Source organism: Acidovorax sp. 100 (assembly GCF_003688355.1).
In the GTDB taxonomy this organism is placed as follows: domain Bacteria; phylum Pseudomonadota; class Gammaproteobacteria; order Burkholderiales; family Burkholderiaceae_C; genus Acidovorax; species Acidovorax delafieldii.
Genome location: NZ_REFD01000001.1, coordinates 2297275 through 2321548 on the forward strand (window position 1 = coordinate 2297275; position 24274 = coordinate 2321548).

Sequence of the window (24274 nt, forward strand, 5' to 3'; positions counted from 1 at the left end):
ATGGCCGACCTCCAGGCGCTCCCTTCGGTCTGGACCAGGCTGCGCACGTGGGTGTCGCAGACCAGCCATCTGGTCCTCATCACCGGAGGGCTGTCGGCATTGGCGGCACTGGTGGCCGTCGGCGCGTTGGCCGTGAACGACTTTCGCACGGTGCGTACCAGCCACCAGAACCATGCCGCCATGCTGGCTCGGGTGCTGGAAGATCAGGCCACGCGCACCATGCAGACGGCCGAGCTGGCTCTGGAGTCACTGGCCACATCGCCCGCCCTCACGGCCGTGGCCTCCGAGCCCCGGCGCATGCAGGACGCCCTGGGCCAGGCACTGGCCGCACTGTCGTTTCTTCGGGGGCTGGCCGTCGTGGACCCAGGCGGACGGGTGATTGCAAGCACAACGCCGGGCGATGCCGAGAGTTTTGTGGACCTGGCCAAGCTCGGCCCCCTGGTGGCCATGGGGCGGACGGTTCAGGGCGGCCTCACACCGGGCCGCAGCCTGCAAAGTGTGCGGCTGGGAGGCGCAGCGGCGGCGGCTCCTGCGGGTGTCGCTTTTATCCCTGTGATGCACGGCTACAAGAACGAAGCCGGGCAGGCGCTGGTGCTGGTGGCTTTGGTCAATCCCGATTCGCTGTCCAACTTTCAGCACCTGACGCTGGAGTCCGAGGTTTTTGACTCGGTGGTGACCTCGTACAACGGCCAGGTGTTGGCCACTTCGGGGGCAGCAGCTGCTCTGGCAGGTACGCGGGTGAACAACATCCCCGTCTTCAGCCAGTTCCTGCCCCGGCAGGAGCACGCCACCTACCTGGGCGTGGGTGTGCTGGGTGAGCGGCAGATCGTCAGTTTTCGGGCCTCTGCCGCCATGCCGCTGGTGGTGGTGGTCGAGACCTCGTACCGAACAGCCGTGCAGAGCTGGCTGGCGGATGCCCGCGCGCTGATCGGTATTGGCCTGGCCCTGGTGGCCCTGGTGCTGGGCCTGACCTTTGCCGTGTGGCGTGGCCTGCGCACCCGCGAGCGGGCGCGGCTGGCCATTGATGCTGCACAGGCCCGCATTGCCCGCAACGAACGGGATCTGTCGGTGCTGATGCGCAGCGTGCAGGAGCTGATTTTTCGCACCGATGCGCAGGGCGTGATCACCTACGTGAATGCCCATTGGACTGTGATGACGGGCACCGCGCCTGACCGTGCCATCGGCAAACGCCTGCACGACCTGGTCGAGCCACAAAGCCGCAATGATGTGGTCCGGGCCATCGACCCCCGGTCGCCGGATGGAGTGCGGGTATGCCAGGTGGTGTCCCGTTCTGCCGAGGGTAAGGAAATGATGTTCCAGGTGGCGGTGGTGCCTCTGGTGGCTTCTGGACGTGTGATCGGTTTTGCAGGCAGTGCGGTGGATGAAACCGAGCGCTGGATGGCCCAGCAGCAGCTGCAGGCGCAGATCGCTTTCCAGGACCTGCTGCTGGAGACCAATCCGCTGCCCATCTCTGTGACCGACGCACAGGACCGTTTCGTGCGCGTCAACAAGGCCTGGGAGGAATACAAGGGCCGTACGCGCTCCACCGTGCTGGGAAAGGCCGTTGCCGAGTGCCTGCCACCGGACGAGGTCAAGGTGCATGAGTCGGCGAACAGGCAGCTGTTGCGCTGGGGTGGGCGCGCCCTGGTCGAGACCCAGGTACGCCATGGCGACGGATCGCGCCGTGACACGCGCCTGGCCAAGGCAGCCATTGCCGATGAGCATGGTCAGGTCAGCGGTGTGCTCACCATCCTGATGGATGTGAGCGAGTTCCGAGAGGCCGAGCGCGCCACCCGGGAGGCGCGTGACGCGGCCGAAGAGGCATCCCGCACCAAGTCGGAGTTTGTGGCCAACATGAGCCACGAGCTGCGCACGCCGCTACAGTCCATTCTGGGCTTTGCCGAGCTGGGCATGCTGCGTGGTCGCGCGCAGCCCAAGCTGGCGGGCATGTTTGAAGACATCCATTCCGCTGGCCAGCGCATGCTCACGCTGGTGAACGACCTGCTGGAAGTGTCCAAGCTGGAAAGCACGGTGGGAACGTTCCACATGGAGCGCATCGACCTGCGCGGCGTAGTGCGTCCGGTGATCCGCGAGCTGGAGCCTTTGCTGGAACGCAGCCACCTGATGATGGATTTGCGCATGCCTGACCTTCCGCTGGTGGCCAAGGCCGACCCGTTGCGGTTTCAGCAGGTGATCCGCAACGTGGTGGCCAACGCCATCAAGTTTTCGCCGCCTGGCAGCACGATCACCCTGGAGGGCTATGCGGACCCGCAGGGCCAGACGCATCTGGTGGTGCGGGATGAGGGCCCGGGCATCCCTCCTTCGGAGTTACAGAGCATTTTTGAGGCCTTTGTGCAGTCCAGCAAAACCAAGGATGGATCTGGGGGCACGGGCCTGGGCCTTGCCATCTGCCGCAAGATCGTCGAGGCCATGGGCGGGCGTATCTTTGCCGAGAACGTTCCGGCCAGCGGTGCAGCGTTTCACATCATCCTGCCCGCCAGAGGCCATGTGGAAACCATGCCGGCCCCGTTGCAATAAACGGCTGTATCGCCCACAAAAAAAGCCCTCTGACGAGGGCTTTTTTTGTGGGTGCTGGCGGGGCGCCGCAGCGCCCCCGGAGGGCTGATCAGCCGCCCTTGCGCGAGCGCTTGCCAGGGTTCTTCTTGCTGCGCGTGGCGACACCACGCTCCAGGCTCACGCGCTGGCCACGGCCAGGGGTGTTCAGCGTCACGCCGGGCATTGGCTTGGGTTGGGGGGTGCGCTTGCGGTCTGCTTCGGTGACGATCTTGTTGCCCATGGTAGGTCTCTGAGAAAGTGGAGAAAAGGGGCATATTAGGCCACAGCCGCAATCAGGGGTAGCCAACAGGCCTTTCTGCCGCCCCGCCAGAGGCGGCAGGCGGAAGGTCAAACTCCCGATTGCGCGACGAAACGCGCCCCGTACGACGTCCCCTGGTCGGTGGACAGCGCCTCGGCGCAGTGGTGCGGCAGCACCCACCCCTGGGCAGGGGCCTCTACCGCGCGGGTGTGGATGGTGGGGGGCTGTGCCCGCACTCCGCCAAAGATGGTGGCAAACGCCACGTCGGCGGCATCTCGGCCGGTGCCAAAACGCAGCAGCCCCATGGGGATGGCCGTGCCGGAAGGGTCGAAGAGATACCAGCGGTCGCCCAGATACACCTCCACGTAGGCATGAAAGTCTGGCGGGCCCAGCGCTGGGTCGGCACCGTAGTCGGTGCCCGTGGTGAAGCGGGCCGGAATGTTCACGGCGCGGCACAGTGCAATCATCAGGTGGGCGAAATCCCGGCACACCCCGACCTGTTCCACCAGCGTGTCGACGGCCGAAGTGTTGGAGTTGGAGGTGTTGGACGTGAACGCCACATGCCGGTTCACCCAGTCACGGATAGCCTGCACGCGGCTGTGGCCCTGCCACAAGGCGCCGAACTCGTTCAGGGCCAGCCGCAGCAGGCGGTCAGACTGGCAATATCGGCTGGGGTAGATGTAGCCCATCACATGCGGCGGCAGGTGTCGCACAGGCACCTCGGCCAGTTGGGTGGGGTCGGCACGGTAGTGGCGTATGTCCACCGTAGCGCTGTAGGTCAGCTCCAGCATGCCAGGCTCGCCATGCAGCCGGAGATAGCGGTTACCCGTCGCAGGGTCTGTGTGGATCTGGTGGGGAATGTCCTGGCTGAGCACCAGGCGCTCGTTGTGGACGATCTGGTGGGGTGTTTGTGCGGCGTGGATGTTGAACACGAAATCGGCACCGTAGCTGTCGATCTCATAGCGCAGGTCAATCTGCAGGTCCATGCGAACACCACGCTGGCTGCCTGGCATTGCCTGCGCCAGGGGCGCGCCGGCAGTCGCGGGCCATCGCGCAGGCTCGTTGGACGCGGTGGTAAGGCGGGGGGCGCTGGAGAGGAAGGCCATAGCAGCTCTCAGCGACGGGGCCTGCAGGCTGCGGGTTCACCCAGTGTGTGGGACGGTGTCATCGGCGGCTCCTGGGTGTGCGCCGCGCCGGGGTATCTGGCAGGGCTGGGAATCTTCAGGATACGCCCCAGGGCATCGCCAGCGTGTAGTCCGATGGCCCGTGCACCACGGTGCGCGGGAGCGCGATCTCCCGCCAGCATCAGCAGGCGCTGGTCAGGTTGATCCTGTGACCGAGAGCTTCGCCAGCACCTGCACGTCGCCACCTCGGGGGGCTCGCAAGATCAGCGCATCGCCCGAGCTGGTGCTGTCGCGTGCCAGATCGGACTGCACAAACATGTGGCTGAACCACACCTCAAACCGGCCATTGCGCGCAGACGCTGCGGCCAGCGCCTGGCGCAGTTCGCGCAGGTGGCTCTCCCCCGTGGTCTCGGAGTAGCCCGTGGGCGAACCCAGAGCCGTCCACACCTGTGGTGCACCGAAAGCCAGGGTGGCACTGTCGATGCAGCGGCACCAGGGGCTTGACAGCACCTTCTCCGGACGCAATTGCCGCGTCTGGAACCACTCGCCAATGCGCCGGGCCTGGGTCCGGCCTTCATCGTTCAGGTTGCGCTGGGTGCCGCAGTCGCCCAGGCGGAAACCCGGGGGGTCGAAGGTGCCGGGGGCCAGCGCGTGGCGAAACAACGCCACCACTCCGCCCTGGCGCAGTAAGACCTCGGCACCCGCTTCCTGGGTCGCCCAGGTCTGCAGGGCTGTGAGGGCCAGTCCGCCACCTAATGCGCCTGCCACGCCACTGCCCAGCAAGGTGCGCCGTGTGACGCGCGTACCTTGCGTTGCAGCCTGATCCCCGGCTGCTTCGGCATCAGGCAGCTGGCTGGAAGGCATAGCCATTGCCCGCCGCTGCTACGCGGCCAAACGCAGGGAAGGGGAAGTGGAAGCCGCCGAGCATGGCGTTGCTGGTGGTAATGCGCTGGAACACCTCGCGGCGGACCTTGCGCGCAGCCTCTGCGTCCATGTCAAAGGTCACGGCCCAGTCGGGGTTGCGCGCGAACAATGCGGGCACGTTGGTCAGGTCTGCCACATAGAAGAAGTTCTGGCCTGCCGACTTCAATTCGAACAGCGTGTGGCCCGGCGTATGGCCGTAGGCGGCCACCGACTGGATGCCCGGTGCAACCTCGGTGCCCGCTTCAAACCGCAACAGCGTATCGGCTGGCATGGTGGCAAAGGTGCGGCGCACATTGTCAAACGCGCCCTTCATGCCGGCGGGGGCGGCGGCCATGCGCGCGTCGTCCATCCAGAAGGCATGTTCGGCTGCAGGCACCATCACCTTGGCTTTCGGGAACACCAGCTCACCCGCCTTGTTGCGGATTCCATTGATGTGGTCGCCGTGGTAGTGGCTGACGAGCACGGTATCGATGTCTGAGGCCTGCATGCCAGCAGCGCGCAGACTGTCCAGCAGCTTGCCGGTGGTGGCACCACCAAACTCGCCCAGGCCGGTATCGATCAGGATCTTGCGTGCGCCCGCCACCACCAGGAAGGGGGTGTACGGCACATCGATGTAGTCGGTGGGCAGGCCTTGCGATGCGAGCAGCGCACGCACTTCGGCCAGCGGTGCGTTCTTCACAAATTCTTCTCCCAGCGGGCGGCGAGTGATGCCATCGTTCAGTGCAATCACCTCCACGTCCCCCACCTTCATGCGACGGAAACCAGGGCTGGGCAAGGTGGGCGTGCTGAAATTGGGTGCGTTCTGCGCCCACACGGGCACGAACGAGCCCGCAGCGTAAACGGTGGTGGCCAGGCTTGCGCCCAGGAAGTGACGGCGTGACAGCATGAAACTCTCCAGTCTCGGGTTGAACTAATGAGTCGCAACTGTAGCGCTGGACCTCAGGAAAGCGTGGGCTGGCGCACTAACCTGTTTGCAACGTGGGGCTTTTGGTCGCTAATTGGGGTTAACCCTTTGGGTTGACCGGGTTGGAGGCCATGAAGAGGAGGCTCATTCCATATCGAAGGCTTCGCGCAAAGCGGTACAGAAGTCGCTGCTGCCACTGAGGGTGAGGGTCAGCGTGGTGCGCGGCGGCGCGGCACTGCCTGTGGTCATGTGCAGTTGCCCCGTCGCATCGTCAAAGGACAAGGTCAAGGGGCTCTGCACCTCTTGCACGCCGTGCAGGTCATAGTGCCACGCGCCGCCGTCTTCCTGCGGTGCGCAAGCGCCGGGCCAGTGTGCATGCGCCCAGGCCAGCACGGCAGCGATCTCGTTCTGCAAGGCAGGCAGTTGCGCGGGCAAGACGCTGGCCATGGCATCCAGGGTGCCGTTGCCGTCAGCGTCTTCGCTGTAGTCAAAGTCGAGGTAGTTCAGTTGCATGGTGAGAGCAGGTTATGAATGTGTCGGGAGTTGCTGCGCGATGGATCAAGCCCAGGTCCGGCCCAGGGCCTGCGCGGCTTCTCCCAGCCGGGGCACCAGTTGCAGCGCGCGCGCCAGCGGCATGCGGGCAGAGGGTGCCTGCAGTGCCACGGCGCTGCGCACCTGGCGCCGCCCGCCGGCCAACACGGGCACGGCCACACAGACGAGGCCGTCCACAAACTCCTCGGCGTCCGTGGCATAGCCTTGCCGCAGGATCTGCTCCAGTTCGGCTTCCAGGGCGGCGCGGTCGGTCAGGGTGGTGGCCGTGTGGCGGGTGAGGGGCAGGCCGTCCAGGATGGCGGCCCGGCGTGCGGACGACAGGTGGGCAAGAAACAGCTTGCCGCTGGCCGAACAGTGGATGGGCACGCGGGTGCCGGGCCGTAGCTCCATGCGCAGCGGAAAGGCTGACTCCACCCGGTCCAGGTAGATCACTTCTGCGCCGCTCAACGCCGTGAGGTTGCAGCTTTCTCCAATGTCCGCCACCAGTTGCCGCAGCACAGCGTGGCGCACTCCATGCTGGGTGCCCGCGCTCAGCGTGCTTTCGGCCAGGCGTAGCAGACGTGGTGCGGGGGTGTAGCGCCGCCCGTCTGGCTCGCGCGCCAGCAGGCCACCGGCCTCCAGCTGGCCCAGCATGCGGTGCACGCTGGGCTTGGGCCAGCCGGTGGCCTCGATGGCATCGCCCAGGCTGAAGGGCTGGCCCTGGGCGCACATCGTTTCCAGCAGTTCAAACAAGCGCAGGCTGGGCGGTGTGTTGGTCATAAATCTCGGAATTCGAGACGAATTCATAAAACATTTCGGGATTATTCAGCATTGTGGCTAAGCTGCAAACCCAATTCACCGGGAGCTTCATGTCCGCCTTTTTCCAGAACGTAGTGCTCACCGGCGCCTGTGGTGGGCTGGGCCAGGCGCTGGCGCGCGAGCTGATCGGCCAGGGCGCTGCCGTGGCGCTGGTGGGCCTGAACCGGCCCGCGCTGGAAACCCTGGCCGCACTGGCGCCAGAGCGCTGCGCTGTCTATACGCCCGACGTGGCCGACGCTACCGCCATGCAGGCCATGGCCGTCGACTGGATGGGCCGCCGGGGAGCGCCTGACCTCGTCATCGCCAATGCTGGGGTGGCCGGGGGGTTTGACACCGCCCAGGTCGACGACTTGGTTGTGATGCGGCGCATGCTGGAGATCAACCTGCTGGGCGCCGCCACCACCTTCCAGCCCTTTGTGTCGGCCCTGCGCGCGCAGCGGCGCGGCGCGCTGGTGGGGGTGGCCAGCATTGCGGGCTGGCGGGGCATGCCGGGCAATGGTGCGTACTGCGCCAGCAAGGGCGGGCTCATCCGTTACCTGGAGAGTCTGCGTGCCGAGCTGCGCGGCGATTCCATCGTGGTGAGCACGGTCAGCCCTGGCTACCTGCGCACCGCGCTCACGGCAGGCAACCGTTTTGCCATGCCCGGCCTGATGGAGCCCGAGGACGCCGCGCGTGCCCTGCTGGCCGCTGTGGCCCGGGGGCGCACCCACATCGTGCTGCCCGCGCGCATCGGTTGGCTGGCGCGCCTGTTGAACCTGTTGCCTGATGCCCTGCACGACCGGCTGTTGCTGGGCCAGCCGCGCAAGCCGCGCGTGGGCGAGGCGGGGGCCACCGCCATTCCGGGGTTGCCAGTGCGCGCAGACAAGAACATCGACACCTGAGAGAGAACAAAGCGAATGACGACAACAACAACGATGCCGGAGACAAGCCCTTCGACGCCGCTCGCACAGGACATGCGCGACCACATCGCCCTCATCGGCGCCGGCCCCAGTGGGCTGGCCGCCGCGCGCAATCTGCAGAAGCTGGGCGTGCCTTTCCAGGGCTTTGAAGCACACACCGACGTGGGTGGTTTGTGGAACATCGACAACCCGCGCAGCACGGTCTACGAATCGGCGCATCTGATCTCCAGCAAGCACACCACCGAGTTCACCGAGTTCCCCATGCGCCCCGAAGTGGCCGACTATCCGAGCCACCGGGACATGCGCCAGTATTTCTTCGACTTTGCAGAGCACTTTGGCCTGCGCCAGCACTTCTGGTTTGGCACGCGCGTTCTCCGGGTCGAACCGGTGGGGGAGGGCACTGCGCCGCTGTGGCGCGTGACGTGGACGCAGCACGGTGGGCCCGCGCAAACGGCAGAGTTCAAGGGCGTGGTGATTGCCAACGGCACGCTGGCCGAACCCAGCATGCCGCGCTTTGAGGGGCACTTTGACGGGGAGCTGCTGCACACCAGCGCCTACAAGAGCGCCGAGCTGTTCAAAGGCAAGCGCGTGCTGGTGGTGGGCGCGGGCAACTCGGGCTGCGACATTGCGGTGGATGCGGTGCACTACGCGCGCAGCGTGGACATCTCGGTGCGGCGCGGCTACTACTTCGTGCCCAAGTATGTGTTCGGCAAGCCCGCAGACACGCTGGGCGGCAAGTTCAAGATGCCGCCCTGGCTCAAGCAAAAGGTGGACAGCGTGGTGCTGCAATGGTTCACTGGCGACCCTGCGCGCTTTGGCCTGCCCAAGCCCGACTACAAGATGTACGAGTCGCACCCGGTGGTCAACTCGCTGGTGCTGCACCACCTGGGCCATGGCGACATCCACGTCAAGCCCGACATCGCGCGTTTTGAAGGCCATACGGTGCACTTCAAGGACGGCAGCGCGCAGGACTATGACCTGGTGCTCTGTGCCACGGGCTACAAGCTGCACTACCCCTTCATCGACCACAACCTGCTCAACTGGCAGGGCATGGCGCCGCAGCTCTACCTCAACATCCTGTCACCCCGTTTCGACAACCTGGCCGTGATGGGCATGATCGAGGCCAGTGGTATCGGCTGGCAGGGCCGCTATGAACAGGCAGAGCTGGTGGCGCGCTTTTTCAAGGCGCAGGCCGAGGGATCGCCGCGCGCCGAGGCGCTACGACAGGCCAAGGCCGGGCCGCCGCCCGATCTGTCGGGTGGCTTCAAGTACCTCCAGCTCGAACGCATGGCGTATTACGTGCACAAGGACACCTACCGCAACGCGGTGCGCGCTGCCGCCGCAGCCCTCGCCAGAAAGGACTGACGCCATGCTGCCTGTGGACGAAATTCGCCTCAACTTCAACCCCGCGTCGCTGGTGGTGCTCAATGTGGTGCTGGGTTTTCTCATGTTCGGCATTGCGCTGGATACGCGCGTGGCGGACTTCAAGCGCGTGCTGCGCATGCCCGGTGCCATGGCGGTGGGCATTGCCGCGCAGTTCATCGTATTGCCTGCGGTGACCTTTGTGCTCACGCTGCTGCTCAAGCCCGGGCCCAGCATCGCGCTGGGCATGATTCTGGTCGCCTGCTGCCCGCCCGGCAATGTGAGCAACATCCTCACGCACCGCGCAGGAGGCAATGTGGCGCTGTCGGTGTCGATGACGGCCATCTCCAACGCGCTGGCCATCGTGCTCATGCCGCTCAACTTCGCGTTCTGGGGCGGCATGCACCCCACGGCGGCGCCGCTGCTGCGCAGTATTGCGCTTGACCCGTTGGAGATGGCGGGTCACATCGTGGTGATCATCGGGCTGCCTTTTGTGCTGGGCATCCTGTGCGCAGAAAAGCTGCCGCGCTTCACACAGCGCGTGAACAAGCCCGTGCGCATCCTCAGCTTTCTGTGTCTCATCGGTTTCATCGTGGGCGCGGTGGCGGGCAACTGGCGTTACTTTCTGGACTACGTCGGCCTGGTGCTGCTGGCCGTGGCACTGCACGATGCGCTGGCCTTCGGCACCGGCTACGCCTGCGCGCGGCTCAGCGGCTTGCCGGACTACGACCGGCGCGCGGTGAGCATCGAGGTGGGTATCCGCAACGCAGGGCTGGGTCTGGTGCTGATCTTCAGCTTCTTTGGCGGGCTAGGCGGGATGGCCGTGGTGGCGGGCGTGTGGGGCTTCTGGGACATCATCGCGGGGCTGGCGCTGGCAGGCTGGTGGGGGCGCAGGCCCGCCGAACTACCGGCGGCCGATGCCCGCAAGGAGCAGCGCACATGACCGGCATGGGGTGGATAAGCCGCCGCATTCTGGTCACAGGCGCCGACGGTTTTCTGGGCCGCAGCGTGGTGGCTGCACTGGCGCGTGAAGGGGTCGGGACCATTGTGGCGACCGATGTGCGCGATGTGCCCGCCGAGCGTCGCCTGCCCGGTGTGACGTACCGGGTGCAGGACGTGCGCGACCCCGCATTGGCGCAGACGCTGGCGGACCATGCCATCGATAGCGTGGTGCACCTGGCGTCCATCGTCACGCCCGGCAAGGGCTCCAGCCGCGAGTTTGAATATTCGGTGGACGTGCTGGGCAGCCAGAACGTGCTGGATGCCTGTGTGGCCACCGGCGTGACGCAGTTGGTCGTCAGCTCCAGCGGTGCCGCGTATGGCTACCACGCCGACAACCCCGCGTGGTTGCGCGAGACGGACGCGCTGCGGGGCAACGAGGTCTTTGCCTATTCGCACCACAAGCGGCTGGTGGAAGAGATGCTGGCGCAATACCGCACGCAGCACCCGGCGCTGGCGCAGACGGTGCTGCGCATCGGCACCATCCTGGGCGAGCGGGTGGACAACCAGATCACCGCCTTGTTTGAAAAGCCGCGCCTGCTCGCCATCCGGGGCAGCGAGAGCCCGTTCGTGTTCATCTGGGACGAAGACGTGACTGGTGCCATCCTGCATGCACTGCGCACGCAGCGGGCTGGCTGTTTCAACCTGGCGGGCGACGGTGCCTTGCCCTTGCGCGAGATTGCCCAGCGCTTGGGCAAGCCCGTGCTGGAGCTGCCCGCCGGGCTGCTGCGCATCGCGCTGGCCGTGGGCTCCGCGCTCGGCGTGAGCCGCTACGGCCCCGAACAGCTCGACTTTCTGCGCTACCGGCCCGTGTTGCTGAACACTGCACTCAAGGAGGTGCTGGGCTATGTGCCGGGCAAGACCAGTGGCCAGGCGTTTGACGCCTTCGTCGCTGCCCGGGCGCTGCAGGGCCGCCCCGTAGCTGCGGGCGTGTCCGTGGCGGCCGCATGAGTACGCCAGCGGCCTTGAGCCGTGGCGACCTGCTGCGCGCCCTGGCGGTGGTGGTCATCTGGGGGCTGAACTTTGTGGTGATGAAGCTCGGCCTGCAGGGCCTGAGTCCCATGCTGCTGGGCGCGCTGCGCTTTGCGGCGGCATCGCTGCCCTTCTTGTTGTTCGTACCGCGTCCGGCCTTGCCCTGGCACTTTGTGGTGGGCTACGGGATGGCGCAGGGGTTGGGGCAATTCGGCTTTCTGTTTCTGGGGCTGCAGCTGGGCATGACGGCGGGCATGGCGTCGGTGGTGATGCAGACCCAGGCGTTCTTCACTTTGCTGCTGGCCGCGCCATTGCTGGGAGAGCGTGCCAAGCCCTGGCAGTGGGGGGGCTTGTTGCTGGCGTTCGGCGGCTTGATGACCATCGGCCTCGCGCATGGTGAGGGGCCGGGCCAGATGACGCTGGCGGGGTTTGTGCTCACCCTTGGCGCAGCATTCATGTGGGCGGTGTCCAATCTGGTGGCGCGCCGCGCGGCACAGGCCGGGGCGTATGCGCCGTTTCCGTTCATCGTGTGGAGCAGTGTGGTGCCCATTGGGCCGTTCTTTGCGCTGGCGTTCTGGAGCGAGGGCTCCACCGCCGTGTGGGCACAGCTGCAGTCTTTGAACGGCACCGGGTTGCTGGCCGTGGCCTACCTGGCCTTCTTGGCCACGCTGCTGGCCTACACGCTGTGGACGCAGCTGCTGCAACGCCATGCGGCGGGGCGGGTCACGCCGTTCTCGCTGCTGGTGCCGGTGGTGGGGCTGTGGGCGGCTTATGCCTTTCTGGGTGAAACCCCGGCGCCTCTGCAGTGGTTGGGCGCAGCCGCAGTGCTCTGCGGGCTGGTGGTGAACCAGGTGGGAGGCTTGTGGTGGGCCCGGCGTGCGGCAGCTTCCTAGAATGTTCGCTTTCCGCATCGAGGAGACAGGGTGGCTGAGAGCGTGTTTTTGTGGGTGAAGGGGTTGCGGTTTGCGTACCCGGAGTGTGCTGTGCTGGACAACCTGTCGCTGGCCTGGCCCCCGGGCCTGGCTCTGGTGCGGGGTGATGAAAGCACCGGCAAGACCACGTTGCTGCGTCTGCTGGCTGGCGAGCTGACGGCGCAGGCTGGCAGCATCACGCTGCAAGGGGTGGACCTGAACCTGGCCGCCAAGCCCTCGGCACCACGGGTCTTCTGGGCGGACCCGCGATCCAGCGAGTGGGACCGGCTCACTGCCAGGGGTTGGCTCGACAGCCTGCCCGCGCGCTACCCCCAGTGGGATGCGGCAGCCCTGGTGGAACATATCAACGGGTTCAGTCTGCACGAGCACCTGGACAAGCCCTTTTACGCCCTCTCTACCGGCAGCAAGCGCAAGGTGCTCATGGCAGGGGCCTTGGCCTCGAATGCACCGCTGACCTTGATCGACGAGCCTGTGGGCGGGCTGGACAAGCCCTCCATTCGCTATCTGGCGCAGGCCCTGGCATCCCAAGCGGCCAGACCAGACCGCCTGACCGTGGTGGCACATTGCGAAGCCCTGCCCGATGTGCCCTGGGGCTCGGTGCTGGATCTGTAAGAACCTGTTCTAAGGCGTTATGAGGTGGTAGAGGGCGCCTTGGGGGCATGTGCCCTGGGGTCGGCCGTGTAGGCAGGGTCTGCCGTAGACTGCGGTGCTGACCGTTTCCCCTCACACACGCCTCACCCTGCAAGGACCGTCCCATGGATGCGCTGCTATTTGTTCCGGTTGCCATCGCCATCTCGCTCACCCCGGGGCCCAACAACTTCTGTGGCCTCAACAACGGCATCCGCGCAGGCGTGGGCCCCGCGATGATCGCCACGGTGGGCCGGGCAGCGGCGTTCGCGATCTTTCTGACGGTGTCTGCGGTGGGGCTGGGGGCGATGCTGCTGGCGTCCGAAGCGGCGTTCACGGCGGTGAAGTGGGTGGGTGCTGCCTACCTGTTCTGGCTGGGCTGGAAGGCCTGGCACAGCCGCGAGTTCAGCGGCCTGGCGCTGGAGGATGCACCTGGCAGTGGCCAGGCATCGGGTCAACAGGCCCAGTTCCATCTGCGTGCTCTCATTGCGCAGGAGTTTTTGCTGGGCATCACCAACCCCAAGGCGATCATCCTGTTCGCGGCGATCTTTCCGCAGTTCATCGACCCCGCGCAGCCTGCCGCGCGCCAGTTTCTGGTGCTGGGCTCCATCTATCTGGGCAGCGAATTCGTCTCGACGGCCGTGTACGCCAGCTTCGGGCGCCAGATCCGCCGCTTCATCCGCACCTCGCGCGGTGTGGCCCGCCTGAACAAGGCCACCGGCGGTTTCTTCATGGGTGCTGGCGGCCTTCTGCTGGCCACCAACCGCTGATTGCTGCCCCCTGGCGGGGCTGAGCCGATACATCGGTAAACCCCGCCCAAAGCGCGCGTAAATCCCCGGTAAAGGGTACCCGCCGGGCGGCAGCCCCGGGGGGTGCGCTGGCTACCATACCCGTTCGCTCATTCCTCGTTGCGCCCCACCATGCCCCTGAACCGTTCGTTGACCCGTCCACAGAGGCCCGCAAGATTGCAGTCCGGCAAGCTGCGCTGGATCTCCGCGTTGTTACTGGCCTCCGTGGCGCTGGCTGCGGTGGGAGGTGGTGCCTGGTGGTGGAAGCAGCGCCAGGATGCAGCGGCCGCGACCAACGCTGGCGGTGCCGCCACGGGGCCCAACGCGGCGCGCAAGCCCGGCAGTGGGCCCGGGCGCTTTGGTGGCGGCAACGTACAGCCCGTGTCGGTAGGCACCGTGCAGCGGGGCGATGTGCGGGTGGTGGTGAGCGCCATCGGCACCATGAGCGCCCGCGCCACCGCCGTGGTGCGCGCCAAGGTCGGCGGCGAGCTGACGTCGGTGCGCTTCAAGGAAGGTGACGAGGTGCGTGCAGGCCAGGTGCTGGCCGAGATCGATGCGCGCAGCTACCAGGCGGCGCTGTCGCAGGCACAGGGCACGCTGCAGCGTGACCAGGCGCTGCTCAAGAATGCGCAGCTCGACCTCAAGCGTTATCAAGACCTGCTGGCGCGCGACTCCATCGCCAGCCAGCAGGTGGACACCCAGGCCGCACTGGTGCGGCAGCTGGAAGGCACCGTGGCCTCGGACCAGGCGCAGGTGGACGCCGCGCGGCTGCAACTGAGCTACACCCAGGTCACCGCACCATTTGCCGGCCGCCTGGGCTTGCGCCAGGCGGACCGGGGCAACGTGGTGGGGCCGAGCGACGCGAACGGCATCGTCACCATCAACCAGGTGCGGCCCATCGATGCAGCGTTCTCCGTGCCCGAGGCGCACCTGCCGCAGATGCGTCGCCGCATGGCCGCAGGCGAAGAGCTGAGCGTGGAGCTGTGGGACCGCGACAGCCGCCGCCAGCTGGCCAAGGGCCGTGTGGTGGCGCTGGACAACGCCATCGACAGCGCCACCGGCACCATCAAGGTGAAGGCCGCTTTTGCGAATGAAGACGGCGCCCTGTACCCCAACCAGTTCGTCAACGTGCGCCTGCAGGTCAACCTGCTCCAGGGCGTGCTGACCGTACCGGCCACGGCCGTGCAGAACAACTATGTCTACCTGGTGCAGGAAGACAGCACCGTGACCCAGCGCCGCATCCGCGTGGGCGTGACCGATGGCGACCGTGTGAGCGTCGAAGGCGAGCTGCGCGAGGGCGAGCAGGTGGTCACGGACGGCATCGACCGCCTGCGCGAAGGCGCCAAGGTCGCGGTTATCGATGCCGGTGCCGTCACCCGCGCCGACCAGGCAGCCCAGGACCAGGCCGCGCAGCGCCGCGCCTTCATGGCATCCCTGCCCCCCGATGTACGTGAAAAGCTGCAGAAGATGAGCCCAGAAGAGCGTCGCGCCTTCTTGCGCGAGCGGCGAGCGCAGATGGGCGCGAGCGGCGCAGCGGCTCCAGCGTCGGCGGCGTCTGCTGCAGCCTCTTCGGCGTCGGGTGTGGGTGCTCCCGCCGCTGCCCCGGCGTCTGCCCCGCAGGCCTCTGCAGTGCCACAACAGCAGCGCAGCGAAGCACCACCCAGAGCAGCTGCACCGCAAGCATCCCCAGGCGCTGCACCGCCTGCACCGCATGCAGCCCCCGCAGCGCCTGCAGACCGTAGCTCCGAACCCCTACGGGGCATTCCTCCGCAGGTGAAGGCACTGCTGGACCAGATGCCCGCCGACGAGCGCGCCCGCGTGATGGCGATGCCGCAGGAGGAGCGCCGTGCCTACATCCGCGAGCGGCTGCAACAGCAGCCGCCGTCCCAGGGTGGCGCAGCCAGCCCGGCGCGCTGAGCGCAGCGGCACCCCGGTTTCTCCCCTGCCTGTCTTGCCAGCGCACCCGCCGCCATGAACCTGTCGCGCCTTTTCATCCTGCGCCCCATCGCCACTGCGCTGCTGATGGTGGCGATCCTGATCGCGGGGCTGATGGCCTACCGGCTGCTGCCCACCTCGGCACTGCCCGAGGTGGACTACCCCACCATCCAGGTCACCACGCTGTACCCGGGCGCGAGCCCGGACGTGATGACTTCCAATGTCACCGCCCCGCTGGAGCGGCAGTTCGGCCAGATGCCGGGGCTGTCGCAAATGTCGTCCACCAGCTCGGGCGGGGCTTCGGTGATCACGCTGCGTTTTGCGCTCGACATGGCGCTGGATGTGGCCGAGCAGCAGGTGCAGGCGGCCATCAACGCGGGCAACAACCTGCTGCCCAGCGACCTGCCCATGCCGCCGCTGTACAGCAAGGTCAACCCTGCCGATGCGCCCATCCTCACGCTGGCCATCACCTCGCCTTCGCTGCCCGTGATCCGTGTGAACGACCTGGTGGAAAACCGCCTCGCGCCCAAGCTCTCGCAGGTGCAGGGTGTGGGTCTGGTGGCGATTGCGGGTGGGCGCCGCCCTGCCGTGCGCATCCAGGCCAACCCCACGGCGCTGGCGCAGCTGGGCCTGACGCTGGAGGACGTGCGCACCTCCATCGCGGCGGCCAACGTCAAGCAGGCCAAGGGCGGCTTTGACGGCCCGGCCCGCGCGTCCACCATCGATGCCAACGACCAGCTGCAGTCGGCCGCTGAATACCGTGACCTCATCATCGCCTTCAAGAACGGCGCCCCTGTGCGCCTGAAGGACGTGGCCGAAACGGTGGACGATGCCGAGAACACGCGCCTCGCGGCCTGGGCGGGGACGGCAGACACGGGCGCTAAGCCCGGTGTGATCCTCAACATCCGCCGCCAGCCCGGTGCCAACGTGATCGACACGGTGGACCGCATCAAGGCCCTGTTGCCGCAGCTGCAAAGCACCTTGCCCGCGTCGCTGGATGTGCAGGTGCTGACGGACCGCACGGTGACGGTGCGCGCCTCGGTGCGCGACATGCAGGTGGAGCTGGGCCTGGCCGTGCTGCTGGTGGTGGCGGTGATCTTTGTCTTCCTGCGCAGCCCCTCGGCCACGCTGATCCCGAGCGTGGCCGTTCCGCTGTCGCTCATCGGCACCTGTGGGGTGATGTACCTCGCGGGGTTCTCCATCAACAACCTCACGCTGATGGCGCTGACCATCTCCACCGGCTTTGTGGTGGACGATGCCATCGTGATGATCGAGAACATTGCCCGCTATGTGGAAGAGGGCGAGGCACCCCTCGCGGCTGCGCTCAAGGGCTCGCAGCAGATCGGCTTCACCATCATCTCGCTCACCATCTCGCTGATCGCCGTGCTGATCCCGCTGCTGTTCATGGGCGATGTGGTGGGCCGGCTTTTCCACGAGTTCGCGATCACGCTGGCCGTGTCCATCCTGATCTCGGCCGTGGTGTCGCTCACGCTCACCCCCATGCTGTGCGCGCGCCTGCTGCGCCACACGCCCGAGGAGAGCCATGGCCGCCTGTACCGCGCCACGGGACATTTTTTTGATCGCACCATCGCAGGCTATGGCCGCATGCTGGGCTGGGTGCTGAACCACCGGGGCACCACCTGGCTGGTGTTTGCGGCCACGCTGGCGCTCACCGTGGTGCTGTATCTGTTCATCCCCAAGGGCTTCTTTCCGGTGCAGGACACTGGCACACTGCAGGCCACTACCGAGGCCGACCAGTCGATCTCGTTTGCCGGTATGGCCGAGCGCCAGCAGGCGGTGGCCGAACGGCTGCTGCAAGACCCCGCCGTGCGCAGCGTCTCGTCGTTCATCGGCGTTGATGGCGCCAACACCACGCTCAACACCGGCCGCCTGCTGATCGACCTGCAGCCGCATGCACAGCGCGACAAGGCCGGTGTAGTGCAGCAGCGCCTGGCCGAGCGCGTGCAGAACCTGCCGGGCATCCGGCTGTTCATCCAGCCCGTGCAGGACCTGACCATTGAAGACCGGGTGGCGCGCACGCAGTACCAGTGGCTGCTGTCATCGCCCGACATGCAGCAGCTCACCACCAGCACCACCGAGCTGCTGCGCCGCCTGCGCGCCTTGCCCGAGCTGACGGATGTGGCCAGCGACCTGCAGGACCAGGGCCGCCAGGCCTATGTGCAGATCGACCGCGCCCAGGCCAGCCGCCTGGGGGTGACGGTGGCGGGCATCGATGCCGCGCTGTACAACGCCTTTGGCCAGCGGCTGATTTCGACTATCTTCACGCAGTCCAACCAGTACCGCGTGGTGCTGGAGGTGGCGCCACAGTTCAAGGTGGGCCCCGAGGCGTTGCAGAGCATCTATGTGCCGTCGAGCACTGGTGCGCCGGTGCCACTGTCATCGGTGGCGCGCATCGAGGAGCGCAACATGCCGCTGGTGGTCAACCACGTGGGCCAGTTGCCCGCCGCCACCATTTCGTTCAATACCGCGCCGGGCGTGTCGCTGGGCAACGCAGTGGCGGCCATCGAGCGCGAGAAGGCCGCCGTGCAGGCCGAGGGGCAGTTGCCGCTGTCGGTGGAGACGAGTTTTCAGGGGGCGGCGCTGGCGTTCCAGGCGTCGCTGTCGAACACGCTGCTGCTGATCCTGGCGGCGGTGGTCACCATGTACATCGTGCTGGGTGTGCTGTATGAGAGCACGGTGCACCCGGTCACGATTTTGTCCACACTGCCCTCGGCTGGGGTAGGGGCGTTGCTGGCGTTGATGGCAGCGCGGCTGGACCTGGACATCATCGCCATCATCGGCATCGTGCTGCTGATTGGCATCGTGAAGAAGAACGCGATCATGATGATCGACTTTGCGCTGGAGGCGCAGCGGGACGAAGGCCTGAGTGCGCGCGATGCGATTTATCAGGCGTGTCTGCTGCGGTTCCGGCCCATCTTGATGACGACGTTGGCGGCCTTGCTGGGGGCGTTGCCGATGATGTTGGGGACAGGGGTGGGCAGTGAGCTTCGGCATCCGCTGGGGGTGACGATGGTGGGCGGGCTGATCCTGAGTCAGTTGCTCACGCTGTTTACGACCCCGGTGATTTACCTCACGTTTGAGGGGTGGGCGCAGCGGTGGCGTGGGCGGCACGGTGAGGTGGCGTGATGGCTTCCGTTGGTTTCGCTTTGTCGTCTACCTTGCGAACTGGTTTTGTTGAAGCTGGGGTGTGCTTGGTTAGAAGGCGTGCCTTGGCTGGGGGCGGAGGCCGGGAGTCGCCCCGGCGGGCGAGGTACTTTTCTTTGCTTCGCCAAAGAAAAGTACCCAAAAGAAAGGCGACCCCCAGTCTGCGACCCCTGCGCTTCGCTACGGGGCAAACCTTTGGCGGGGCGGTTGCGGGGTGCGCCTTGGAACTCACTGCGCTGCGATGCAGCTTCGTTCAGACATCCATTGCGAGTCAGTTCACGAAGCACGCGCGCTCCGACGCGCGTGCCACCCCACAACCGCCCCGCCGCAGGCGCAGCCAGCGGGGGTGGGACAGCCGAACATCCAACAGCCGAACAACCATTCGGGCCATTGCTGCGCTCGGCCGCGCCTGCGCAGCGCGAGGCGCTTGCGCCCGCGATCCGGGGCCGAGCGCAGCAATGGCCCGTGTGGCTGTTCTGCTCCTCAGGCCCCTCTGGATGCGCCGAGGAGCGCAGGGTTTGGCGGATCAGGGCTCGCGTGTGTCTGAGCGACGCGCAGCGGCGCGAGTTGAGCGAGACCCCGCCAAACCCGAGCACCGCAGGTTGCCCCGTAGCGAAGCGCAGGGGACGCAGACAGTGGGGTCGCCTTTCTTTTGGGTACTTTTCTTTGGCGAAGCAAAGAAAAGTACCTCGCCTGCCGGGCGACTCCCGGCCTCCGCCCTCAACAAAGGCACGCGGCTCAGTCAGTGCACGCAACAAAACGCTACAAAATCAATAGCTGCCAGCGCATATTTCACTAGCGCATCAAGCCAAAAACATCCAAAAACCACCCAGAGAGCCCACCCATGAGCCTCTCCACCCCTTTCATCCACCGCCCCATCGGCACCATGCTCCTCACCCTGGGCCTGGCCCTGGCGGGTGCGGTGTCGTTCTTCCTGCTGCCCGTGGCGCCGCTGCCGCAGGTGGACTACCCCACCATCTCGGTCAGCGCCAGCCTTCCCGGGGCCAGCCCCGACACCATGGCCGCCACCGTCGCTACGCCGCTGGAGCGGTCGCTGGGCGCCATTGCGGGCGTGACCGAGATCACTTCGCGCTCTATCCTGGGCAGCACTTCCATCACGCTGCAGTTCGACCTGGACCGCAACGTGGACAGCGCAGCGCGCGATGTGCAGGCCGCCATCAACGCCGCGCGCACGCTGCTGCCCACGGGCATGCCCAGCAATCCGACCTACCGCAAGGTCAACCCGGCCGACTCGCCCATCATGATCCTGGCGCTCACGTCGGACCTGCTCACACGCGGGCAGATGTACGACGCGGCCTCCACCGTGCTGGCGCAAAAGCTCTCGCAGGTCGAGGGCGTGGGCCAGGCCACGGTGAGCGGCGGCGCGTTGCCTGCTGTGCGTGTGGAGCTGGACCCGGTGCGGCTCGCGTCCAATGGCATCTCGCTGGAGCAGGTGCGCAGCGCCATCGTCAGCACCAACGCCAACCGCCCGCTGGGCGCGGTGGAGCGGGAAGACCACTACTGGCAGGTGGCCACCAACGACCAGGCCCGTGTGGCGGCCGACTACGCGCCCCTGGTGCTGCGCTGGAAGAACGGGCAGGCCGTGCGCCTGCAGGACGTGGCCGACGTGGTGGACTCGGTGCAGGACGTGCGCAACTTCGGCGTGGCCAATGGCAAGCCGGCGGTACTGCTGCAGGTGTACAAGCAGCCCGGCGCCAACATCCTCGAAGCCGTGGAGCGCGTGCGCTCGCTGCTGCCTGCGCTGCAGGCGTCCATCCCGGCGGCTATCGACATCGAGGTGGTGTCCGACCGCACACCCACGCTGCGGGCTTCGGTCAAGGAGGTGGAGCGCGCGCTGCTGATTGCCGTGGCGCTGGTGGTGCTGGTGGTGTTCTTGTTCCTGCGCAACGGGCGTGCCACGCTGATCCCCAGCGTGGCGGTGCCGGTGTCGCTGGCAGGCACGTTTGGCGTGATGTACCTGGCGGGCTACACGCTCGACAACCTCTCGCTCATGGCGCTCACGGTGGCCACGGGCTTTGTGGTGGACGACGCCATTGTGGTGCTGGAGAACATCATGCGCCACATGGAGCGGGGCAAGACCGCGCTGCGGGCGTCGCTCGACGGCGCGCGCGAGATCGGCTTCACGGTGGTGTCGATGAGCATTTCGCTGATTGCGGTGTTCGTGCCCATCCTGTTCATGGGTGGCATTGTGGGGCGGTTTTTCCGTGAGTTCGCCATCGTCATGTCCTCGGCCATCCTGGTGTCGATGGTGGTGTCGCTCACCACCACGCCCATGATGTGCGCCGCACTGCTCAAGCCCCACAGTCCGGCAACGGCGCGGCGCAGGGGCTGGGCTGCGGCCTTCAGCCATCGGATCGGTCGCTGGGTGGATCGTATGCAGGTGCGGGGCATGCGCCTGTACCGCCGCAGCCTGGCCTGGTGCCTGCGCCACCAGCCCGTGGCCCTGCTGGCGCTGGTGTGTGTGGTGGGGCTCAACGTGTACCTCTACACCGCCATCGACAAGGGCTTCATGCCCGAGCAGGACACCGGGCGCATCTCGGGCTTCATCCGGGCCGACCAGGCCACGTCCTACCAAGCCATGGAGCAGCGGCTGCAGCGTTTCCTGTCCATCGTGCAGGCCGACCCGGCCGTGGAGCATGTGACCGGCTTCACGGGGGGCTGGCAGCGCAATGCGGCGCAGATGTTCATGACCCTCAAGCGTGGGCCCGGGCAGGAGAGTTCGGAGGCCGTGATAACGCGGCTGCGCGAGCAACTCAAGAACGAGCCGGGCGCGCGCCTTTTCATGGTGCCGCAGCGTGACATCCGCATTGGCGGGCGGCAGAGCGGTGCCTCGTTCGACTACACCCTGCAGGCCGACGACATTGGCGACCTGCGCACCTGGGAGCCACGCATCCGCCAGGTGCTGAGCCAGCTGCCCGAGCTGGAGGACGTGAACAGCGACGTGCAGGACTTTGGCCTGCAGACCTCGCTGGTCATCGACCGCGATGCCGTGACCCGGATGGGCCTGACCATGGCGCAGATCGACGCCACACTCAACAACGCCTTCGGCCAGCGCCAGGTGGGCGTGATCTACAACCCGCTCAACCAGTACCGCGTGGTCATGGAGGCCGCGCCGCGCTACCTGCAGAACCCCGAGACGCTGCGCGGCTTCTTTTTCGTCAACAGCCAGGGGCAGCAGATTCCGCTCACGGCGTTTGCGCGCATCACCACTACCAACACACCGCTGTCGGTCAACCACGACCGGGGCACACCCGCCAGCAGCATCAGCTTCAGCCTGGCGCCGGGGGTGTCGCTGTCGCAGGCCACCGAGGCGGTGAACAACGCGGTGGCCGAGCTGGGCGTGCCGGTGTCGGTGCGTGGCTCGTTCAGCGGCACGGCAGGGGCGTTCCAGGACGCGCTGGCGGGTCAGCCATTGCTGATCCTCGCAGCCATCATCACCATCTACCTGGTGCTGGGCATGTTGTACGAGAGCCTGGTGCACCCCATCACCATCCTGTCCACGCTACCCTCCGCGGGTGTGGGCGCGTTGCTGGCGCTCATGCTGTTCAAGACCGAGTTCTCGCTCATCGCACTCATTGGCGTGATCCTGCTGATCGGCATCGTGAAGAAGAACGCGATCATGATGATTGACTTTGCCCTCACGCGGCAACGCCAGCAGGGGCAGCCGGGCCGGGCGCCCGTCACAGCCGCGCAGGCCATCTACCGCGCCTGCAACCTGCGGTTGCGCCCCATTTTGATGACCACCGTGGCCGCCATCTTTGGGGCCCTGCCGCTGGCCCTGGGGCGGGGCGATGGTGCAGAGCTGCGCCAGCCGCTGGGCATTGCGATTGTGGGCGGCCTGCTGGTAAGCCAGTGGCTCACGCTCTACACCACGCCGGTGGTGTATGTGGCGCTCGACAGGCTGCGTGCGCGCGTGCTGCGGGCGGTGGGGCGGCTCCGCAAGCCAGCGGGCGCCGCGCCTGCGGCCCCGGTGGTATTGCAAGGAAACGACGGATGACTTCTTTCACTTTTTCACGTCGGGTCGCCTGGCCTGCGCTCGTGGCCAGCGGCCTGTGGCTGGCGGGCTGCGCGCAGACGTCGCCGTACGAGCGGCCCACCATGGACATTCCTGCCGCTTACAAAGAGCAGGCCGCCGCCCAGGCCCAGGGCATCTGGAAGCCCGCGCAGCCACAGGCCTCCACCGCCTTGCCCGAGACCTGGTGGACCGTGTACGGCGACGCTGTGCTGGACCGCCTGCAGCAGCAGGCCGAGGCCAACAGCCCCACCCTGGCGCAGAGCGCTGCCCGCCTGCGTGCGGCCCAGGCGGCTGTGACCAGCAGTGGCGCTGCGGCCTTGCCCACCGTGGGGGCCAATGCCAGCAGCAGCCGCGCGCGCAGCGGCACGCAGCTGAGCAACCAGGCGGATGGCAGCAGCACCGCGCGCATCAGCACCAGCCATTCGCTGGGCCTGTCTGCCAGCTGGGAGCTGGACCTGTGGGGCCGCATCTCTGCCGGGGTGAGTGCGGCGCAGGCCAGCGCCCAGGCCAGCGCCGACGACCTGGCCGCTGCGCGCCTGTCGCTGCAGGCTGCCGTGGCGCAGACCTATTTTTCGCTGCGCGCGGCCGAGGCCCAGGCTGCGCTGCTGGGCGAGACGCTCAAGGCCTACGACCGCAGCTGGGAGCTGACGCGCAACCGCCAGGCGGCCGGTGTGGCGTCCAGCGCCGATGTGGCGCAGGCGGAGGCGCAGTACAAGTCCACCCAGGTGCAGCTGCTGGAGGCCCAAACCACGCGCAGCCAGCTGGAGCACGCGCTGGCGGCGCTGCTGGGGCAGGCGCCTGCTGCCTTTGCGCTGGAGCCCACCGCCACGTTGCCCGCACCGGCTGACGTGCCCCAGGCCTTGCCGTCCGACCTGCTGCAGCGCCGCCCCGATATTGCCGCTGCAGAACGCCGCGTGGCCGCGGCCAACGCGCAGATCGGCGTGGCGCGCGCGGCGTATTTCCCCACGCTCACGCTGTCGGCAGCGGGTGGATACCGCGGGGCGTCGCTGGCCGACCTGTTCAGCGCGCCCAACCTGTTCTGGTCGCTGGGGCCTGCGCTGGCGGCGTCGATTTTTGATGGCGGCGCGCGCAGTGCCGCCGTAGAGACGGCCCGCGCCAACCACGCGCAGGTCACGGCCGCCTACCGCCAGACGGTGCTGACCGCGCTGCAGGAGGTGGAGGACAACCTCACGGCCGCCGCTGCGCTGGCGCAGGAGGAACAATTGCAGCGCGAGGCCACCGCGGCCGCCCAGCGTGCGCTGGACGTGGTGGAGAACCAGTACCGTGCGGGCACCGTGGGTTACCTGAATGTGCTGGCGGCCCAGACCACCGTGCTGTCGTCACAGCGCAGCCTGATCGACGTGAAGAGCCGCCGCCTGACGGCGGTGAATGCGCTGTTGAAGAATGTGGCGGGGCGCTGGGAGGCGCTGCCGCCCGCTTGA

General features: G+C 66.9%; 18 protein-coding genes. 12 read left to right on the forward strand and 6 right to left on the reverse strand.

The window, feature by feature from the left end:
- A complete protein-coding gene (locus C8C96_RS10680; protein ID WP_121942296.1) occupies positions 1-2538 on the forward strand; it encodes a PAS domain S-box protein in 2538 nt (845 codons plus the stop codon).
- A gap of 88 nt (positions 2539-2626) precedes the next feature.
- Here the strand turns inward: C8C96_RS10680 and C8C96_RS25010 are convergent, their stop codons facing one another.
- The 6 genes from C8C96_RS25010 to C8C96_RS10705 all read right to left on the reverse strand — a co-directional run bounded on the left by C8C96_RS25010 (position 2627) and on the right by C8C96_RS10705 (position 7078).
- Positions 2627-2797 carry a hypothetical protein gene (locus C8C96_RS25010; RefSeq protein WP_008902830.1) on the reverse strand — a complete coding sequence of 57 codons (171 nt, stop codon included), beginning with the start codon at positions 2795-2797 and terminating at the stop codon, positions 2627-2629.
- A 107-nt stretch (positions 2798-2904) separates the two neighbouring features.
- Positions 2905-3828, reverse strand: a complete 924-nt coding sequence (locus tag C8C96_RS10685; RefSeq protein WP_121943970.1) for a transglutaminase family protein — start codon at positions 3826-3828, stop codon at positions 2905-2907.
- Positions 3829-4134: 306 nt separating this feature from the next.
- A complete protein-coding gene (locus C8C96_RS10690) occupies positions 4135-4809 on the reverse strand; it encodes a histidine phosphatase family protein (protein WP_233584215.1) in 675 nt (224 codons plus the stop codon).
- Positions 4781-5749, reverse strand: coding sequence for an MBL fold metallo-hydrolase (locus C8C96_RS10695; protein WP_121942298.1), 969 nt, complete (start codon positions 5747-5749; stop codon positions 4781-4783). Before C8C96_RS10695 ends, C8C96_RS10690 begins: the two co-directional genes overlap by 29 nt.
- A gap of 162 nt (positions 5750-5911) precedes the next feature.
- Positions 5912-6280 (reverse strand): hypothetical protein, encoded by a 369-nt coding sequence (locus tag C8C96_RS10700; RefSeq protein ID WP_056066989.1) that lies wholly within the window; start codon positions 6278-6280, stop codon positions 5912-5914.
- Positions 6281-6325: 45 nt separating this feature from the next.
- A complete protein-coding gene (locus C8C96_RS10705) occupies positions 6326-7078 on the reverse strand; it encodes an IclR family transcriptional regulator (RefSeq protein WP_121942299.1) in 753 nt (250 codons plus the stop codon).
- Between the two features lie 89 nt (positions 7079-7167).
- Here C8C96_RS10705 and C8C96_RS10710 point away from each other — a divergent pair, with 89 nt between their 5' ends.
- The 11 genes from C8C96_RS10710 (at position 7168) to C8C96_RS10765 (ending at position 24274) form a co-directional block, all read left to right on the forward strand.
- A complete protein-coding gene (locus tag C8C96_RS10710) occupies positions 7168-7998 on the forward strand; it encodes an SDR family oxidoreductase (protein ID WP_121942300.1) in 831 nt (276 codons plus the stop codon).
- 33 nt (positions 7999-8031) lie between these two features.
- Complete coding sequence (locus C8C96_RS10715) at positions 8032-9381, forward strand: NAD(P)/FAD-dependent oxidoreductase (RefSeq protein WP_121942301.1); 1350 nt, start codon at positions 8032-8034, stop codon at positions 9379-9381.
- A gap of 4 nt (positions 9382-9385) precedes the next feature.
- The gene (locus C8C96_RS10720; RefSeq protein WP_082565127.1) at positions 9386-10321 is read left to right on the forward strand and encodes a bile acid:sodium symporter family protein; all 936 of its coding nucleotides are present in this window, start codon (positions 9386-9388) and stop codon (positions 10319-10321) included.
- Positions 10318-11328 (forward strand): SDR family oxidoreductase, encoded by a 1011-nt coding sequence (locus tag C8C96_RS10725; RefSeq protein ID WP_121942302.1) that lies wholly within the window; start codon positions 10318-10320, stop codon positions 11326-11328. Before C8C96_RS10720 ends, C8C96_RS10725 begins: the two co-directional genes overlap by 4 nt.
- Positions 11325-12242: an EamA family transporter gene (locus C8C96_RS10730; RefSeq protein ID WP_121942303.1), complete on the forward strand. Its 918-nt coding sequence runs from the start codon at positions 11325-11327 to the stop codon at positions 12240-12242. The genes C8C96_RS10725 and C8C96_RS10730 overlap by 4 nt, the downstream gene beginning before the upstream one ends.
- A 30-nt stretch (positions 12243-12272) precedes the next feature.
- Positions 12273-12893, forward strand: coding sequence for an ABC transporter ATP-binding protein (locus tag C8C96_RS10735; protein WP_121942304.1), 621 nt, complete (start codon positions 12273-12275; stop codon positions 12891-12893).
- Between the two features lie 143 nt (positions 12894-13036).
- The gene (locus C8C96_RS10740; protein ID WP_116747667.1) at positions 13037-13678 is read left to right on the forward strand and encodes a LysE family translocator; all 642 of its coding nucleotides are present in this window, start codon (positions 13037-13039) and stop codon (positions 13676-13678) included.
- 150 nt (positions 13679-13828) lie between these two features.
- The gene (locus C8C96_RS10745) at positions 13829-15613 is read left to right on the forward strand and encodes an efflux RND transporter periplasmic adaptor subunit (protein WP_121942305.1); all 1785 of its coding nucleotides are present in this window, start codon (positions 13829-13831) and stop codon (positions 15611-15613) included.
- 54 nt (positions 15614-15667) lie between these two features.
- Positions 15668-18778: an MdtB/MuxB family multidrug efflux RND transporter permease subunit gene (locus tag C8C96_RS10750; protein ID WP_121942306.1), complete on the forward strand. Its 3111-nt coding sequence runs from the start codon at positions 15668-15670 to the stop codon at positions 18776-18778.
- Positions 18779-19640: 862 nt separating this feature from the next.
- The gene (locus C8C96_RS10760; protein ID WP_121942308.1) at positions 19641-22814 is read left to right on the forward strand and encodes an efflux RND transporter permease subunit; all 3174 of its coding nucleotides are present in this window, start codon (positions 19641-19643) and stop codon (positions 22812-22814) included.
- A complete protein-coding gene (locus tag C8C96_RS10765) occupies positions 22811-24274 on the forward strand; it encodes an efflux transporter outer membrane subunit (RefSeq protein WP_199737466.1) in 1464 nt (487 codons plus the stop codon). The genes C8C96_RS10760 and C8C96_RS10765 overlap by 4 nt, the downstream gene beginning before the upstream one ends.